This window comes from Curtobacterium sp. Arg-1, from assembly GCF_025643395.1.
Lineage (GTDB): Bacteria > Actinomycetota > Actinomycetes > Actinomycetales > Microbacteriaceae > Curtobacterium > Curtobacterium poinsettiae.
Window position 1 is genome coordinate 2363324 of the sequence record NZ_CP095731.1, and the last position, 18068, is coordinate 2381391.

The following is an 18068-nucleotide window of genomic DNA, read 5'->3' on the forward strand; positions in this document are numbered from 1 at the left end:
GTCGGTCAGCGCGCCGCGAGGGCGCGGAGCCGGGTCAGGGTGGACTCCTTGCCCAGGATCTCCATCGACTCGAACAGCGGCGGGCTGATCCGACGCCCGGACACGGCGACGCGCAACGGGCCGAAGGCCACTCGGGGCTTCAGTCCGAGCTCGTCGATGAGGGTCGCACGGAGCGCACCCTCGATCGACTCGGTGGTCCAGTCCTGCACCCCCTCGAGCGCCGCGATGCCCGCCGTCAGAACGGTCGCCGTGTCGCCCTTGAGCGATGCCAGCGCGTCGTCCTCGACCACCAGATCGGCGTCGGCCGTGAACAGGAACCCGAGCATCGCCGGTGCCTCACCGAGCAGCTGCATGCGCTCCTGGACGAGCGGGGCGGCCTTCGTCAGGACCTCGAGCTGCTCCGGGGTCGCCGGGTCGCTGACGAACTCCGTCAGGTACGGCAGCAGGCGCGACCGGAAGTCGTCCGGTGCGAGCAGCCGGATGTGGTCCCCGTTGATCGCCTCGGCCTTCTTGTGGTCGAAGCGGGCCGGGTTCGGGTTGACGTCGGTGACGTCGAACGCCGCGACCATCTCGTCGATCGAGAACACGTCGCGGTCAGGGCCGATCGACCACCCGAGCAGTGCCAGGTAGTTGACGAGCCCCTCGGGGATCATGCCGGCGGCGCGGTGGTGGAACAGGTTCGACTCGGGGTCACGCTTCGAGAGCTTCTTGTTCCCCTCCCCCATCACGTACGGCAGGTGTCCGAACACCGGGATGGACGGCGCGAGGCCGATCTCGTACAGCGCCTCGTACAGGGCGATCTGTCGCGGGGTCGACGACAGCAGGTCTTCACCACGGAGCACGTGGGTGATCCCCATCAGGGCGTCGTCGACCGGGTTGGTGAACGTGTAGAGCGGCTTGCCGTTCGGGCGGACCACCACGAAGTCCGGGAAGGTGCCCTGCTTGAACGTGATCTCGCCGCGCACCAGGTCGTCGAAGCTCAGGTCGCGGTCCGGCACACGCAGACGGAGCGCCGGCTCGCGACCCTCGTCACGGAAGGCCTGGCGCTCGGCGTCGGTCAGGTCACGCTCGTGATTGTCGTAGCCCTGCTTGGGATCACGACCGGCTGCCTTGTTGCGGGCTTCCATCTCGTCCGGCGTGACGAAGGACTCGTAGATGTGTCCGGACGCCTTGAGCTTCGCGATCACGTCGTCGTAGATCGCGGTGCGCTCGGACTGCCGGTACGGTCCGTGCTCGCCACCGGCGTCGACGCCTTCGTCGCAGTCGAGCCGGAGCCAACGGAGCGCGTCGAGGATCTGCGCGTACGATTCCTCGCTGTCGCGGGCGGCGTCGGTGTCCTCGATGCGGAACACGAGCTTGCCGCCGGTGTGGCGAGCGTAGGCCCAGTTGAAGAGGGCGGTGCGGATGAGCCCCACGTGCGGGGTCCCCGTCGGGCTCGGGCAGAAGCGGACGCGGATGTCGGAGCCGGAGGCGGTGGTGAATGGCGCAGTCATGACCCGCCAACCCTACCGCGGCACCAGCCCGTCCTTCCTGCGCTGTGGATGACGCAGGACAACCCCGTGAACGCAGAAAACCCCTGACCATGAATGGTCAGGGGTTCCCTGGTGTTACTACGTTAAGTCCGGCGGCGTCCTACTCTCCCACAAGGTCCCCCTTGCAGTACCATCGGCGCTGAGAGGCTTAGCTTCCGGGTTCGGAATGTGACCGGGCGTTTCCCTCTCGCTATGACCACCGGAACACTCTCGACCAGATCATACATTGGTCTCAAAGCTGTCCCAGCTACTGCCCTCGGTGAAGAGGGCAGAGCGGTGTATTCAGTTTCGATTCCCGATCGTCTGTCGGGAACCACAAAGTGGACGCGAGCCCGTGCAACAAGTGCACGGAAATCAGTGTGTTATCAAGTCTTCGGCTTATTAGTACCGGTCAGCTCCACGGGTCGTTAGTCCCCGCTTCCACATCCGGCCTATCAACCCAGTAGTCTGCTGGGAGCCTCTCACACTCAAGGTGCATGGAAATCTCATCTCGAAGACGGCTTCCCGCTTAGATGCTTTCAGCGGTTATCCGGTCCGAACGTAGCTAATCAGCGGTGCCCTTGGCAGAACAACTGACACACCAGAGGTTCGTCCATCCCGGTCCTCTCGTACTAGGGATAGATCTTCTCAAATTTCCAACGCGCGCAGCGGATAGGGACCGAACTGTCTCACGACGTTCTAAACCCAGCTCGCGTACCGCTTTAATGGGCGAACAGCCCAACCCTTGGGACCTACTCCAGCCCCAGGATGCGACGAGCCGACATCGAGGTGCCAAACCATGCCGTCGATATGGACTCTTGGGCAAGATCAGCCTGTTATCCCCGAGGTACCTTTTATCCGTTGAGCGACAGCGCTTCCACAAGCCACTGCCGGATCACTAGTCCCGACTTTCGTCCCTGCTCGACCTGTCAGTCTCACAGTCAAGCTCCCTTGTGCACTTACACTCGCCACCTGATTGCCAACCAGGTTGAGGGAACCTTTGGGCGCCTCCGTTACTCTTTGGGAGGCAACCGCCCCAGTTAAACTACCCATCAGGCACTGTCCATGAACCCGATCAGGGTCCTACGTTAGACATCCAAAGTGACCAGAGTGGTATTTCAACAATGACTCCACGAACACTAGCGTGCCCGCTTCACAGTCTCCCACCTATCCTACACAAGCCACTCCGAACACCAATACCAAACTGTAGTAAAGGTCACGGGGTCTTTCCGTCCTGCTGCGCGTAACGAGCATCTTTACTCGTAGTGCAATTTCGCCGAGTTCGCGGTTGAGACAGCTGGGAAGTCGTTACGCCATTCGTGCAGGTCGGAACTTACCCGACAAGGAATTTCGCTACCTTAGGATGGTTATAGTTACCACCGCCGTTTACTGGGGCTTAAATTCAGAGCTTCGCCCAAAGGCTAACCCTTCCTCTTAACCTTCCAGCACCGGGCAGGCGTCAGTCCGTATACATCGTCTTGCGACTTCGCACGGACCTGTGTTTTTAGTAAACAGTCGCTTCCCACTGGTCTCTGCGGCCTTCAACGCTCACGGAGTAAATCCGGTCACGTGTCCGGCCCCCCTTCTCCCGAAGTTACGGGGGCATTTTGCCGAGTTCCTTAACCACGATTCTCTCGATCTCCTTGGTATTCTCTACCTGACCACCTGAGTCGGTTTCGGGTACGGGCGACTGCAACCTCGCGTCGATGCTTTTCTCGGCAGCATAGGATCACTGATTTCCCCTTACGGGTACGCGTCGGATCTCAGGCACACAGACGACGGATTTGCCTATCGTCAGCCCTACATCCTTACACCAGGTTCACCTTACGGATACCATCGCCTGGCTCAGCTACCTTCCTGCGTCACACCTGTTCATACGCTAACCGCACCAGCATGGGGTCGAGCGTTAGACCGGCCACCATCACCCCGAAGGGATCCGGTTGTACCGGGTTAGGACTCTTAGCACCACTGGATTAGCTTGGGCGGTTGTTCGCCGGTACGGGAATATCAACCCGTTGTCCATCGACTACGCCTGTCGGCCTCGCCTTAGGTCCCGACTTACCCAGGGCGGATTAACCTGGCCCTGGAACCCTTGGTCTTTCGGAGGACGGGTTTCTCACCCGTCTTTCGCTACTCATGCCTGCATTCTCACTCGTGTAGCGTCCACGGCTGGATCACTCCGCCGCTTCACTCGCCACACGACGCTCTCCTACCACTCCGCACGACTGAACCACGAAGGCTTGTCTATAGTGCGAAATCTACAACTTCGGTGGTGTGCTTGAGCCCCGTTACATTGTCGGCGCGGAATCACTTGACCAGTGAGCTATTACGCACTCTTTCAAGGGTGGCTGCTTCTAAGCCAACCTCCTGGTTGTCTGTGCAACTCCACATCCTTTCCCACTTAGCACACGCTTAGGGACCTTAGTTGGTAGTCTGGGTTGTTTCCCTCTCGACGATGAAGCTTATCCCCCACCGTCTCACTGCTGCGCTCTCACTCACCGGCATTCGGAGTTTGGCTGACGTCAGTAACCTGCTGAGGCCCATCGGCCATCCAGTAGCTCTACCTCCGGCGAGAAACACGCAACGCTGCACCTAAATGCATTTCGGAGAGAACCAGCTATCACGAAGTTTGATTGGCCTTTCACCCCTATCCACAGCTCATCCCCTCCATTTTCAACTGAAGTGGGTTCGGTCCTCCACGACGTCTTACCGTCGCTTCAACCTGGCCATGGATAGATCACTTCGCTTCGGGTCTAGAACATGCGACTCAAACGCCCTATTCAGACTCGCTTTCGCTACGGCTGCCCCTCACGGGTTAACCTCGCCACATATCACTAACTCGCAGGCTCATTCTTCAAAAGGCACGCCGTCACCCCTACTAAGGAGGCTCCGACGGTTTGTAAGCAAACGGTTTCAGGTACTATTTCACTCCCCTCCCGGGGTACTTTTCACCTTTCCCTCACGGTACTTGTCCGCTATCGGTCATCTGGGAGTATTTAGGCTTATCAGGTGGTCCTGACAGATTCACACGGGATTTCTCGGGCCCCGTGCTACTTGGGATACACATCCGGCCATAACACCATTTCGTCTACGGGGCTGGCACCCACTACGGCCCGGCTTTCAAACCGGTTCGACTATGATGCGCTGTAACCGCCCCAGTCCGGCAGAACTGAGTGACGTGTCCCACAACCCCGACCATGCAACGCCCGCCGGCTATCACACATGATCGGTTTAGCCTCATCCGCTTTCGCTCGCCACTACTCACGGAATCACATGTTGTTTTCTCTTCCTGTGGGTACTGAGATGTTTCACTTCCCCACGTTCCCTCTACCCGCCCTATATATTCAGGCGGGAGTCACCAGGTCGCAAAACGCCTGGCGGGGTTTCCCCATTCGGAAATCCTCGGATCAAAGCTCGATTATCAGCTCCCCGAGGCTTATCGCAGATTTCTACGTCCTTCATCGGCTCCAGATGCCAAGGCATCCACCGTTTGCTCTTAGAAACTTGACCACAAAGATTAAAATTGCGATCCAACGTCACCACTCAACAACCCAAAGGCTGATCATGGATGACGCGAATCAAAGATGCTCGCGTCCACTGTGTAGTTCTCAACATACGATCGGCACCAGCACTCCCCCACCACAACAGCAGGATCACACTGGCCCGACGAAGGACCCGTAGGCCCAACCCCCACCACCACTCACGTAGCAGCAGGAAGCCTGGTCCCTCAGGACCCAACAACGTGCACCAGCTGAGCGCTCCACCCCCGACCCGTCCCAACCCTGCAAGCAGAGCGTACTGAGGTCGGAAGCATCACTCCCAACTGCACTGTCAATGTTCCACCCATGAGCTACCCGTCGGACACGTTCGGTCCGAAACAGGCGCCTGGACCAGCAACCAACCACCCCTAATGGGCGACCAGCACTGACCAGATGCTCCTTAGAAAGGAGGTGATCCAGCCGCACCTTCCGGTACGGCTACCTTGTTACGACTTAGTCCTAATCACCGATCCCACCTTCGACGGCTCCTTCCACAAGGGTTAGGCCACCGGCTTCGGGTGTTACCGACTTTCATGACTTGACGGGCGGTGTGTACAAGGCCCGGGAACGTATTCACCGCAGCGTTGCTGATCTGCGATTACTAGCGACTCCGACTTCATGAGGTCGAGTTGCAGACCTCAATCCGAACTGAGACCGGCTTTTTGGGATTCGCTCCACCTTACGGTATCGCAGCCCTTTGTACCGGCCATTGTAGCATGCGTGAAGCCCAAGACATAAGGGGCATGATGATTTGACGTCATCCCCACCTTCCTCCGAGTTGACCCCGGCAGTCTCCTATGAGTCCCCGGCATAACCCGCTGGCAACATAGAACGAGGGTTGCGCTCGTTGCGGGACTTAACCCAACATCTCACGACACGAGCTGACGACAACCATGCACCACCTGTACACCGACCACAAGGGGGCGACCATCTCTGGCCGTTTCCGGTGTATGTCAAGCCTTGGTAAGGTTCTTCGCGTTGCATCGAATTAATCCGCATGCTCCGCCGCTTGTGCGGGCCCCCGTCAATTCCTTTGAGTTTTAGCCTTGCGGCCGTACTCCCCAGGCGGGGCGCTTAATGCGTTAGCTACGACACAGAAACCGTGGAAAGGTCCCTACATCTAGCGCCCAACGTTTACGGCATGGACTACCAGGGTATCTAATCCTGTTCGCTCCCCATGCTTTCGCTCCTCAGCGTCAGTTACGGCCCAGAGATCTGCCTTCGCCATCGGTGTTCCTCCTGATATCTGCGCATTCCACCGCTACACCAGGAATTCCAATCTCCCCTACCGCACTCTAGTCTGCCCGTACCCACTGCAAGCCCGAGGTTGAGCCTCGGGATTTCACAGCAGACGCGACAAACCGCCTACGAGCTCTTTACGCCCAATAATTCCGGACAACGCTTGCACCCTACGTATTACCGCGGCTGCTGGCACGTAGTTAGCCGGTGCTTTTTCTGCAGGTACCGTCACTTTCGCTTCTTCCCTACTAAAAGAGGTTTACAACCCGAAGGCCGTCATCCCTCACGCGGCGTTGCTGCATCAGGCTTTCGCCCATTGTGCAATATTCCCCACTGCTGCCTCCCGTAGGAGTCTGGGCCGTGTCTCAGTCCCAGTGTGGCCGGTCACCCTCTCAGGCCGGCTACCCGTCGTCGCCTTGGTGAGCCATTACCTCACCAACAAGCTGATAGGCCGCGAGTCCATCCCCAACCAAAAAATCTTTCCACCACCAGACCATGCGGCCAGTGATCATATCCAGTATTAGACGTCGTTTCCAACGCTTATCCCAGAGTCAGGGGCAGGTTACTCACGTGTTACTCACCCGTTCGCCACTAATCCACCCAGCAAGCTGGGCATCATCGTTCGACTTGCATGTGTTAAGCACGCCGCCAGCGTTCGTCCTGAGCCAGGATCAAACTCTCCGTAAAAAAATACAGACCCAACACCCGAAGGCATCAGACCGAGTTGATTCTGACTGTTGACTGTCTACTGACAATCTTCAATCCAAAAGGAATTGCTTCATGACCCAGTCAGCAAGCCGACCAGGCACGAGGTCAATCAATAAATTGGCATTGACAATGTGCACGCTGTTGAGTTCTCAAGGACCAGACGCACTCCCCGCTCGACCCACAAAAGGATTCCGCCAGAGAGGCATTCGTCTTGTACAACACCCGGGCTCACGACCAGAAGATCATGGATCCGAGGGCTGGTTGCCTGAGCGGGACCCCGTCCGGACTGCATCTCCAGGTGTTGAACCCGGTGATCGTCTCGGCCGTTCCGTTCTCCGCCTCAGCGGCAACGAGTGATTACTTTACGCAGAGGTGAACGGCAGCGCCAAGCCGGGCCACATCCCGGGCGTGTCGGTCATCCCGCCCGGGACGACGGCTCCCCCGACAACGACGGACGGCCCGCTCCCCACCTGGGGAACGGGCCGTCCGAGAGCGTTGTCAGTGCCGAGCGATGACCGGGTTCTTGAGCGTGCCGATGCCGGAGATGGTGACCTCGACGATCTCACCGTCGCGGATCTGGCCGACGCCGGCCGGGGTGCCGGTCAGGATCACGTCGCCGGGCAGGAGGGTCCAGATCGAGGACACGAACTCGACGAGCGACGGGATGTCGTGCACCATCTCGTTCGTCGACGCCGCCTGTCGCAGGTCACCGTCGACGCGGGTCTCGAGGCGGATGTCCGACGGGTCGATCTCGGTCTCGATCACCGGGCCGAGCGGGCAGAACGTGTCGAAGCCCTTCGATCGGGTCCACTGCCCGTCCCGTGCCTGCAGGTCACGGGCCGTCACGTCGTTGGCGATCGTGTAGCCGAGGATGACGCTCGCGAAGTCCTCGCGCCGGACGTTCTTGGCGAGCGACCCGATCACGATCGCGAGCTCGCCCTCGTGGTCGACGCGGCCGATGTCCGCCGGCAGTCGGATGGGTTCGTCCGGACCGATCACCGAGGTGTTCGGCTTGAGGAACACCACCGGGTCGTCACCGGCACGTTCGTCCATCTCGGAGGCGTGCTCCGAGTAGTTTAGCCCGACGCCGATCACCTTCGACCGCGGGATGACGGGGGCGAGGAGCTTGGCGTCGGCGAGTGCGACGCGCTCCCCAGTGGTCTCGAACCCCTGGTACATCGGGTCCCCGGCGAGCACCACCAGGTGCCGCTCGTCGAGGATTCCGTACCGGGGGTCTTCACCCTTGCTGCTGAACCGTGCGATCTTCACCGTTCGACCCTACCCACGCCTGCCGGTCGATCAGGACGCGTCGGTCAGCTTGGTCATCCACCCGTGTGGGTCGGGACGACGGCCGTACTGGATGTCGGTGAGCTCGTCGCGCAGCGACATCGTGAGTTCCCCGGCCCCCACGGTCGGCGAACCGATCGTGAAGCCCTCGCCCCGGAGTTCGGCGATCGGGGTCACCACGGCGGCGGTACCGCACGCGAAGGCCTCGGTGATGGAGCCGTCCGCGACGCCGTCACGCCACTCGTCGAGCGTCACCCGGCGCTTCTCGACCGTCAGGCCGCGGTCCTCGGCCAGCTGCAGGATCGAGTCACGCGTGATCCCCTCGAGGATGGACTCGGAGTCGGGCGTCACGAGGGTGCCGTCGGACTTGACCAGGACGACGTTCATGCCGCCGAGTTCTTCGAGGTACTTGCCCTCCACCGAGTCGAGGAACATGACCTGCTGGCAGCCGTGCTCGTAGGCCTCTTGCTGGGGCAGCAGCGACGAGGCGTAGTTGCCGCCGGTCTTCGCGGCGCCGGTCCCGCCCTTGCCGGCGCGCGCGTACTGCGTCGACAGCCAGATCGACACCGGCTTCGGGCCGGAGGTGAAGTACGCCCCGGCGGGGCTCGCGATGCAGTGGTACGCGACGGCCTGGGCGGCGCGGACCCCGAGGAACGACTCCGTCGCGATCATGAACGGCCGCAGGTACAGGCTCGTTTCGGGCGCCGAGGGCACCCAGTCGACGTCGGTCTGCACGAGCTGCCGGATCGACTCGACGAACGCCTCGACCGGGAGCTCCGGGAGCGCCAGGCGTCGGGCGGACCGCTGGAAGCGCTTCGCGTTGGCGTCCGGTCGGAACGACCAGACCGAGCCGTCTGCGTGCCGGTAGGCCTTGAGCCCCTCGAAGATCTCCTGGGCGTAGTGCAGGACACTCGCGCTCGGGTCGAGGGACAGCGGGCCGTACGGGTGGATCGACGCGCTGTGCCAGCCGTCGTCCAGCGTCCACTCGACAGTGGCCATGTGGTCGGTGAAGTGCTTGCCGAAGCCCGGGTCGGCGAGGATCTGCTCCCGCTCCGCGGCTGCGCGGCGGTCGGCGGACGGGGTGCTGGCGAACTCGAGTCCGAAGGCGGTGTCGGTGCTCATGGGGAGGACTCCTTCTCAGGCGGTGGTGGTGCGTGCCGTGACCGCGGCGGCGATCGCGTCGCCGATCTCGGCCGTGCGACGGGGCGTGGTGCCCCGGTCTGCGAGGTCGGACTCCACCGCAGCCGTCACCGCCGCCGCCAGGTCACCGCGACCGAGGTGGTCGAGCAACAGGGCGACGGAGCGGATCGCGGCAGTGGGGTCGGCCTGCTGCTGGCCTGCGATGTCCGGTGCGGAACCGTGGACCGGCTCGAACATGCTGGGGAAGGTGCCGTCCGGGTTGATGTTGCCCGAGGCCGCCAGACCGATGCCGCCGCTGATCGCGCCGGCCAGGTCGGTGATGATGTCGCCGAACAGGTTGTCGGTGACGATGACGTCGAACCGTGCGGGGTCACGGACCATGTGGATGGTGACCGCGTCCACGTGCTGGTAGTCGACGGTGACGTCCGGGTACTCGGCGCCGACAGCCGCGACGGTGCGCTGCCAGAGGGCTCCGGCGTGCACCAGGACGTTGCTCTTGTGGACGAGGGTCAGGTGCCGACGCGGGCGTCGGTCCGCCAACGCGAAGGCGTACCGCACGACCCGCTCGACACCGAAGGCGGTGTTCAACGAGACCTCGGTCGCGATCTCGTGCGGGGTACCGGTCCGGATCGCACCGCCGTTGCCGACGTACGGCCCTTCGGTGCCTTCGCGCACGACCACGAAGTCGACCTCGCCGGGGTCGGCGAGCGGCGTCGGGACGGCCGGGTGCACCGTCGTCGGGCGCAGGTTCACGTAGTGGTCGAACGCGAAGCGGAGCTTGAGGAGGAGCCCCCGCTCGATGATGCCGCCGGCGAGCCGCGGGTCACGCGGGTCGCCGCCGACCGCACCGAGCAGGATCGCGTCGTGCTGCGCGATGGCCGCCATGTCGTCGTCGGTCAGGATGTCCCCGGTCTCCAGGTACCGTGCGGCACCGAGGGAGAACGGGGTCTCCTGCACCACGAGGTCGTCCGGCAGGACCGCGTGCAGGACCTTCAGGGCCTCGGCGACGACCTCGGGGCCGATGCCGTCGCCACGGATGACCGCGAGTCGGATCGTCTGCGCAGTGCTCATGTCCGCCACTCCCCTAGAGCGTGATGTCGATCTCGCGGAGCGAGGACGCGTCGATCGCCGAGCGGACGTGCTCGAGGATCTCGGCAGGGACGGGTGAGTCGACCGTCAGCACGCTCAGCGCCTGGCCGCCCGCGGCTTCGCGCGAGATCTGCATCGCGGCGATGTTGATGCCGGCCTGGCCGAACTCCTTGCCGTAGACCGCGACGATGCCCGGTCGGTCGGTGTACTCCATCACGACGTGGTGCCGGTCGAGCGGCACCTCGACGTCGTGCCCGTTGATCTCGACGAGCTTCTCGACCTGCTTCGGGCCGGTGAGCGTGCCGGACACGCTGATCGCCGGGCCGTCCGACTGCGCGCCGCGGATGGTGAGCACGTTGCGGTACTCGGGGCTGTCGGTCTCGGTGATCAGACGGACGGTGACCCCGCGCTGCTCCGCGATGAGCGGGGCGTTGACGTAGGAGACCTGGTCGCTCACGACGTCGGTGAAAACACCCTTGAGTGCCGCGAGCTTCAGCACGCTGACGTCGTACTCGGCCAGCTCGCCGTGCACCTCGACGTCGATGCTGGTGACCGGCGAGGTCGCGAGCGCGGTGAAGACCTGGCCGAGCTTCTCGACGAGCGGGATGCCGGGGCGCACGTACGGGTCGATGACCCCGCCGGCGACGTTCACGGCGTCGGGGACGAGCTCGCCGCCGAGGGCGAGACGGACCGACTTGGCGACCGAGACGCCCGCCTTCTCCTGCGCTTCGTCGGTGGAGGCGCCGAGGTGCGGCGTCACGACGACGTTCGGCAGCGCCAGGAGCGGCGAGTCCTTCGGGGGCTCGGCGACGAAGACGTCGAGACCGGCACCGGCGATGGTGTTCGACGTGAGGGCCCGGTGCAGGGCGTCCTCGTCGATCAGGCCGCCGCGGGCCACGTTCACGACGAACGCGGTCGGCTTCATGAGCGCGAACTGGGCGTCCGAGATCATGCCCAGCGTCTCCGGCGTCCGCGGCATGTGGATCGTGGTGAAGTCCGCCCGACGCAGCAGGTCGTCGAGGGAGACGAGCTCGACCCCGAGCTGCTGCGCACGTGCCGTGGTGACGTAGGGGTCGTACGCGATGACCGTCACGCCGAAGGCCTGCAGCCGCTGGGTGATGAGCGCGCCGATGCGGCCGAGGCCGATGATGCCGACGGTCTTCTCGTAGAGCTCGACACCGGTGTACGACGAGCGCTTCCACGCACCGGCGGCCAGCGAGGCGTGAGCGGCCGGGATGTGCCGCGCGAGCGACAGGATGTGTCCGACCGTGAGCTCCGCCGCCGAGATGATGTTCGAGGTCGGCGCGTTCACGACCATCACGCCGGCGGTCGTCGCCGCCTTGATGTCGACGTTGTCGAGGCCGACACCGGCACGGGCGACGACCTTGAGGCTCGGTGCCGCGGCGATCGCCTCGGCGTCGATCTTGGTGGCGGACCGCACGAGGACGGCGTGCGCGTCGGACAGCGCCGCCAGGAGCGCCGGACGGTCGGTGCCGTCCACGTTCCGGATCTCGAAGTCGGGCCCGAGGGCGTCGACCGTTGCGGGCGAGAGTTCTTCGGCGATCAGGACGACCGGCTTCGACACAGCAGCTGTTTCCTCACTCGAGACGGTTGGTATCCCACCATGCTATCGACGCGGGCCGGTGGTGACGACCGCGGGAGCGGTCCTGTGGAGAACCACACGACGGCCAGGGCCCACGCCGCCGGTTCCGGAGCGCCGCGCCAGCGGCGGTCCGGCCGTGCCGGTGGGGAGAGGCGCGGGGCGGTGCCGCACCGCGCCTCCTGGCCGTCGGCGGGTCGCGTCAGAAGTCCAGCAGCGTCGGGACGAACAGCTGGAGGTCGAGCCAGAGGGCGCCGGCGCCCGCGAAGGCGACCACGAACACCGCGATCGTGACGGGCAGGCTCGAACGCCGGGTGATGACGATCGCCGCGACGAACGCGACCGGCGCGATGAGGATGTCGAGCACGAGCCACAGCCACGGGGTGCTGGTCTGCAGCGAGTCGCCACCGGAGGTCGTCTGGAGGAACGCGTTGAAGGCGTCCACTCGCTGGTTGATCTGCGTCAGGTTGCCGACGGCCTGCACCGTCATGTACGCGAACAGCGCCGCGAACACGACCCAGACCACGAGCTTCGCGACCACGGGGGCGCTGCTCCGGCGGGTCGTCGCCGGCACTGCCCCGGTCACCCGAAGCTCCGCGTCAGGAGGAACGGCCAGGGGAAGAGCACGACGGCACCGAGGAGCATCCAGAGCAGGCGGGTCCGCGTGCGGCTGCTGCGCGCCGCCCAGAGCACCACCGTGAACCAGAGTGCCGGCGCGAGGATCGCGAGGAAGCGGAGCACCTCGACGAAGAGCGTCAGGACCGTGTCGACGCCGGAGACGTACGCGGTCGACGCGGTGAGGAGCCAGGCCACCGTGTAGAGCAGGTAGAGGCCACCGAAGATGCCGAACCCGACGAGTGCACCGGAGGTCTCGGGGGCCTCGGGGTCGCGCGCTCCGCGGTCGCGGACCGCCACCGGGTTGTGCGCCGCGTCGACGTGCGTGGCGTCGTCGGCGTCACCCCAGCTGAGGGCGGCGTCGTCGGTGTCGACGGCGTTCGGCACGTCCGGGTCGATCGACCCGTCTGGTGGGGATGCTGCCGTGGTCATGCCCCGATTCTACGAGGGACGCGACGTCGGGCGGACCAGCGGGTGTCGGCGAGTGGCGCGGCGGCGGCGTCGGTCAGACGTCGGCAGGCTGCGTCGCGAGCACCCCGGCGACCACGTCACGGACTGCCGGGAAGAGCGGGTGGCTCTCCATCAGGCCCGTGAGGATCTCGGTCAGCGCGTGCGCGGTCGCCCCGGAACGAAGGAGCGCGTGCAGCTCGATCGAGTCCGGGTCGTTCTCGTCGTCGAAGGCGAGTGCCGCACGGACGGCCCCGAGCAGGTGCTCGACGGGCAGGCCGCGCTCGGCGAGCTGCGATGCCGGGCCGACGAAGCGTTCACGACGGCCGAGCTTGCGGAGCGGATTGCGTCCGACTCGCGCCGTGGAGTCCGGCAGGTGCGGGTTCGCGATGCGGGACAGGTTCGCGGCGACGTAGCGCGCGTGGTCCTCGGGGTCGAAGCCGTGCTTCGCGATGAGCAGCGCGGTGGTCTCGGCGAGCACGCCGTCGACCTCGGCGCGGACAGCGTCGTCCTCCAGGGCTTCACGGATGAGCCGGATGCCCCGCACGTACCCGTGGTAGGCGGCCGTGGCGTGGGCGGTGTTCACCGTGTAGAGCTTGCGCTCGACGAACGGCTGCAGGTCGTCGACCCAGGTGACGCCCTCGATCGTCGGCGGTTCGGCGTCGGAACCCAGGAACGGGGTGCGCTCGATGACCCACTCGTAGAACGGTTCGAGCACGACGTCGAGGCCACCCGACTGGCCGAGGACGCCGGACTGGTCGGGCACGATGCGGTCGATGGCGCAGTTCGCGAAGACGGCGGCGATGTCGCGGTCTTCGAGGATCGGAGCGCGGCGGATGCTGGCGTGCAGGGAGTCGGTCGCGTTGAACGCGTTCTCGCACGCGACGATCGTGACGTCGCCGTGCTCGAGCGGTCGTGCCGCGAGCCCTTCGGCGATGAGCGGCGCGACGAGCGGGAGCGTGCGGGCCCCCACTGCGGTGGTCACGACGTCGGCCTCGGCGATGGCCCGGACCACGCGCTCGCGGTCGGTCTTGCTGTTCAGGGCACGGAACCCGTAGACGAGGTGCTCGACCGGCATCTCGCCGACCTCGTGCACCACGAAGCGTCCGGCTTCGTTGAGGGCCGAGACCACGCGTTCGTCGACGTCGACGAAGGTGAGCTCGTAGCCGCTCGCCACGAGGAACTGGCCCACGAACCCGCGCCCGATCTTGCCGGCGCCGATGTGGACCGCTCGCTTCGTCACCGCCATCCGACGATCATCCCATGCTGGTCGGGGCGGTCCTGACCGCCGGAGCGCAGCACGGCCGACGAGTGTCGGGAATCGGCCGCGGGGAGCGCGGAGGCATGCCGGTCCGCGGCGTGGGGGCTGGAGAAGAGCTGCTGCATAACGTTCGGGTCACATCGCGAGGCGGCGGTGCAGGGTGCACCGCCGCCTCGTCGTCGAGTGTTCTCGGAAGACTACCGCGCGGCCGAGCCGTCGACGTAGTCACCGTCGTTCTGCTTCCACGCGAAGAGCGCGCGGAGCTCACGGCCGGTGGCCTCGATGGGGTGCCCCTCGCCCTTGGCGCGGAGTGCCTTGAACTCGGGGGCGCCGGCGTCCTGATCGTCGATGAAGCGCTTCGCGAAGGCCCCGTTCTGGATGTCCGCGAGCACCGCCTTCATGTTCTCCTTGACGTCCGGCGAGATCACGCGGGGGCCGGAGACGTAGTCACCGAACTCGGCGGTGTCGGAGATCGACCAGCGCTGCTTGGTGAGGCCGCCCTCCCAGATGAGGTCGACGATGAGCTTGAGCTCGTGCAGGACCTCGAAGTAGGCGATCTGCGGCTGGTAGCCCGCCTCGACCAGGGTCTCGAAGCCGTACTGGATGAGCTGCGAGGTACCACCGCAGAGGACGGCCTGCTCACCGAACAGGTCGGTCTCGGTCTCCTCGGTGAAGGTCGTCTTGATGCCGCCGGAGCGGAGCCCGCCGATGGCCTTGGAGTACGACCACGCGAGGTCCCAGGCGGAACCGGACGCGTCGACCTCGACGGCGACGATGACGGGGACGCCACGGCCGGCCTCGTACTCGCGGCGGACGGTGTGGCCGGGGCCCTTCGGCGCGACGAGCGACACGTCGACGCCTTCGGGGGCCTCGATGTAGCCGAAGCGGATGTTGAAGCCGTGGCCGAAGACGAGCGTCGCGCCCGGCTTGAGGTTCGGGCGGATGTCCTCGGCGTAGACGATGCGCTGGACCTGGTCCGGCGCGAGGATGACGACGACGTCGGCCCAGGCCGTGGCGTCGGCCGGCGTGTGGACCTCGAAGCCCGCCTCTTCGGCCTTCTGCCGGCTCTTCGAGCCCTCCTTGAGGCCGATCTTCACCTCGACGCCCGAGTCACGGAGGTTGAGTGCGTGGGCGTGGCCCTGCGAGCCGTAGCCGATGACCGCGACCTTCTTGCCCTGGATGAGCGTCAGGTCGGCGTCAGCGTCGTACACGATGTCAGTCACGAGGGTGTGTCTCCTTGGTTCTGTGGGAGTGCCGGGCACCGTCGGCGCCCGGGAAGGGTGTGACGGGCGCTCAGCGCACCCGATCGGTGATGCTCTTCGGTCCGCGGCCCATGCCGAGGAGACCCGCACGGGCGAGCTCCTTGACGCCGTAGGGCTCGAGCACGCGGAGGATCGCCTGGATCTTGCCGGGGTCGCCGGTCACCTCGACGATCAGGGAGTCGGTCGCCACGTCGACGACCTGGGCACGGAACAGGTTCACTGCTTCGAGCACCGCCGAACGCGTCTGGTTGTCGACGCGCACCTTCACGAGCATGTGCTCGCGCTGGACCGACTGCGAGAAGTCCAGTTCGACGATCTTGATGACGTTCACCAGCTTGTTGAGCTGCTTCGTCACCTGTTCCAGCGGCAGGTCCTCGACGTCGACGACGACCGTGATCCGGCTGAGGCCGTCCACCTCGGTGTTGCCGACGGCGAGCGACTCGATGTTGAACCCGCGTCGGGCGAACAGTCCGGCGACACGGGTCAGCAGACCGGGCTTGTCCTCGACGAGGAGGGAGAGGACGTGGCTCATGCGGTTTCTCCCGTCATGTCGGCGTCTTCGTCGTCCCAGGTGGGCGCGAGTGCCTGGGCGTACTCGATGGACGAGTTGCTGACGCCCTGCGGGACCATCGGCCAGACCATGGAGTCACGGCTCACGACGAAGTCGATGACCACCGGACGGTCGTTGGTGGCGAGGGCGAGCTCGATCGCGGCGTCGACCTCGTCGGCCTTCTCGACGCGGATGCCGAGGGCACCGTACGCGTCGGCCAGCTTCACGAAGTCCGGCACACGGCGCGAGGCGTGCCCCGTCTCGAGGTCGGTGAACGAGTGCCGGCCGTCGTAGAACAGCGTCTGCCACTGCCGGACCATGCCGAGCGACGAGTTGTTGATGATCGCGACCTTGATCGGGATGTCGTTGATGACGCAGGTCGCGAGTTCCTGGTTCGTCATCTGGAAGCAGCCGTCGCCGTCGATCGCCCAGACCACGCGGTCGGGCTGGGCGACCTTCGCTCCCATCGCCGCGGGGACCGAGTAGCCCATGGTGCCGGCACCGCCGGAGTTGAGCCAGGCGTTGGGCCGCTCGTACTTGATGAACTGCGCGGACCACATCTGGTGCTGCCCGACACCGGAGGCGTACACGGCCTCGGGGCCGGAGAGCTCCCCGATGCGCTTGATGATGCCCTGCGGGGCGAGCAGCCCGTCGGTCGGCTCGGCGTACCCGAGCGGGAAGTCGGTCTTGAGCTGGTGGAGCTCCGCCCACCACTCCTCCGTCGAGGCGCGGTCCTCGACCGCGATGCCACCCCAGGCGTCGAGCAGGTCGACCAGGACCTCGCGGGCATCGCCGACGATCGGGACGTCGGCGAAGCGGATCTTCGAGATCTCGGCGGGGTCGATGTCGACGTGCACGACCTTGGCGTCCGGCGCGAACTCGTCGGCCTTGCCGGTGACACGGTCGTCGAAGCGGGCACCGAGGGCGACGATCAGGTCGCTGTCCTGCAGGCCGAGCACCGCCGGCACCGTGCCGTGCATGCCGGGCATGCCGAGGTGCTGCGGGTGCGAGTCCGGGAACGCGCCGCGCGCCATCAGCGTCGTGACGACCGGCGCACCGGTCGCCTCGGCGAAGCGGAGGAGTTCGGCGGTCGCACCGGAGCGGATGACGCCGCCGCCGACGTAGAGCACCGGACGCTGCGCCTCGGACAGCAGCTGGGCGGCCGCGGTGATCTGCTTGCCGTGCGCCTTGGTGACCGGGCGGTAGCCGGGCAGGTCGAGCTTGGGCGGCCACACGTAGGGCGCGGACTTCTGCTGCGCGTCCTTGGTGATGTCCACCAGCACCGGGCCGGGGCGACCGGTCGTCGCGATGAGGTGCGCCGCGGCGAGGGTCGCCGGCACGTCGGCCGGGTCGGTCACCAGGAACGAGTGCTTCGTGATCGGCATCGTGATGCCGACGATGTCCGCTTCCTGGAAGGCGTCGGTGCCCATCAGCGTCGAGAACACCTGGCCGGTGATCGCGATGAACGGCACCGAGTCCATGTAGGCGTCGGCGATGGCGGTGACGAGGTTCGTCGCGCCGGGACCCGACGTGGCGATGGCGACGCCGACCTTGCCGGACGACGAGGCGTAGCCCTCGGCGGCGTGGCCGGCGCCCTGCTCGTGACGGACGAGGATGTGCCGGATCGTGGTGGACGCCATCAGCTCGTCGTAGAACGGGATGATGGCTCCGCCGGGCAGGCCGAAGACGTCGGTGATCCCGAGGTGCTCGAGCGTCCGGAGGACGGCTCCCGAGCCGGTCAGGATCTCCGGCGACCGGCGTGCACCGGCGGCCGCGGACAACGGAGTTGCTTCCGTGGGCATGAGTGGTCCTTGCCTGAG

At 65.2% G+C, this 18068-nt stretch carries 11 protein-coding genes and 3 rRNA genes; all 14 read right to left on the minus strand.

Translation table 11 applies throughout. From position 1 onward, the window contains the following. Nucleotides 1-5: 5 nt before the first annotated feature. Entirely contained in the window at nt 6-1493 is a 1488-nt protein-coding gene (gene gltX, locus MXD64_RS11190) for a glutamate--tRNA ligase (protein ID WP_263136438.1), read from the minus strand. A gap of 126 nt (nt 1494-1619) precedes the next feature. Beyond that, nucleotides 1620-1736 (minus strand): 5S ribosomal RNA (gene rrf / locus MXD64_RS11195). A gap of 157 nt (nt 1737-1893) precedes the next feature. Further along, nucleotides 1894-5021: ribosomal RNA gene (locus MXD64_RS11200) — 23S ribosomal RNA — on the minus strand. A gap of 433 nt (nt 5022-5454) precedes the next feature. Beyond that, nucleotides 5455-6976: ribosomal RNA gene (locus MXD64_RS11205) — 16S ribosomal RNA — on the minus strand. Together the 16S, 23S and 5S rRNA genes form the textbook arrangement of a ribosomal RNA operon. A gap of 519 nt (nt 6977-7495) precedes the next feature. Then, entirely contained in the window at nt 7496-8266 is a 771-nt protein-coding gene (locus MXD64_RS11210) for a fumarylacetoacetate hydrolase family protein (protein WP_017888851.1), read from the minus strand. Nucleotides 8267-8296: 30 nt separating this feature from the next. Then, complete coding sequence (locus MXD64_RS11215; protein ID WP_071252121.1) at nt 8297-9406, minus strand: branched-chain amino acid aminotransferase; 1110 nt, start codon at nt 9404-9406, stop codon at nt 8297-8299. 15 nt (nt 9407-9421) lie between these two features. After that, nucleotides 9422-10495: a 3-isopropylmalate dehydrogenase gene (locus MXD64_RS11220; protein ID WP_031260625.1), complete on the minus strand. Its 1074-nt coding sequence runs from the start codon at nt 10493-10495 to the stop codon at nt 9422-9424. Nucleotides 10496-10508: 13 nt separating this feature from the next. Continuing rightward, nucleotides 10509-12098 (minus strand): phosphoglycerate dehydrogenase, encoded by a 1590-nt coding sequence (serA, locus tag MXD64_RS11225; protein WP_071252124.1) that lies wholly within the window; start codon nt 12096-12098, stop codon nt 10509-10511. A gap of 217 nt (nt 12099-12315) precedes the next feature. After that, entirely contained in the window at nt 12316-12699 is a 384-nt protein-coding gene (locus tag MXD64_RS11230) for a hypothetical protein (RefSeq protein ID WP_263136439.1), read from the minus strand. Beyond that, nucleotides 12696-13160: a hypothetical protein gene (locus tag MXD64_RS11235; RefSeq protein ID WP_042538764.1), complete on the minus strand. Its 465-nt coding sequence runs from the start codon at nt 13158-13160 to the stop codon at nt 12696-12698. Before MXD64_RS11235 ends, MXD64_RS11230 begins: the two co-directional genes overlap by 4 nt. Nucleotides 13161-13233: 73 nt before the next feature. Beyond that, a complete protein-coding gene (locus tag MXD64_RS11240; RefSeq protein WP_263136440.1) occupies nt 13234-14424 on the minus strand; it encodes a mannitol-1-phosphate 5-dehydrogenase in 1191 nt (396 codons plus the stop codon). 209 nt (nt 14425-14633) lie between these two features. Next, nucleotides 14634-15659, minus strand: coding sequence for a ketol-acid reductoisomerase (ilvC, locus tag MXD64_RS11245; RefSeq protein WP_017888843.1), 1026 nt, complete (start codon nt 15657-15659; stop codon nt 14634-14636). A gap of 70 nt (nt 15660-15729) precedes the next feature. Beyond that, the gene (gene ilvN, locus MXD64_RS11250; RefSeq protein WP_017888842.1) at nt 15730-16230 is read right to left on the minus strand and encodes an acetolactate synthase small subunit; all 501 of its coding nucleotides are present in this window, start codon (nt 16228-16230) and stop codon (nt 15730-15732) included. Next, complete coding sequence (locus tag MXD64_RS11255) at nt 16227-18050, minus strand: acetolactate synthase large subunit (protein ID WP_263136441.1); 1824 nt, start codon at nt 18048-18050, stop codon at nt 16227-16229. Before MXD64_RS11255 ends, ilvN begins: the two co-directional genes overlap by 4 nt. Nucleotides 18051-18068: the final 18 nt, after the last annotated feature.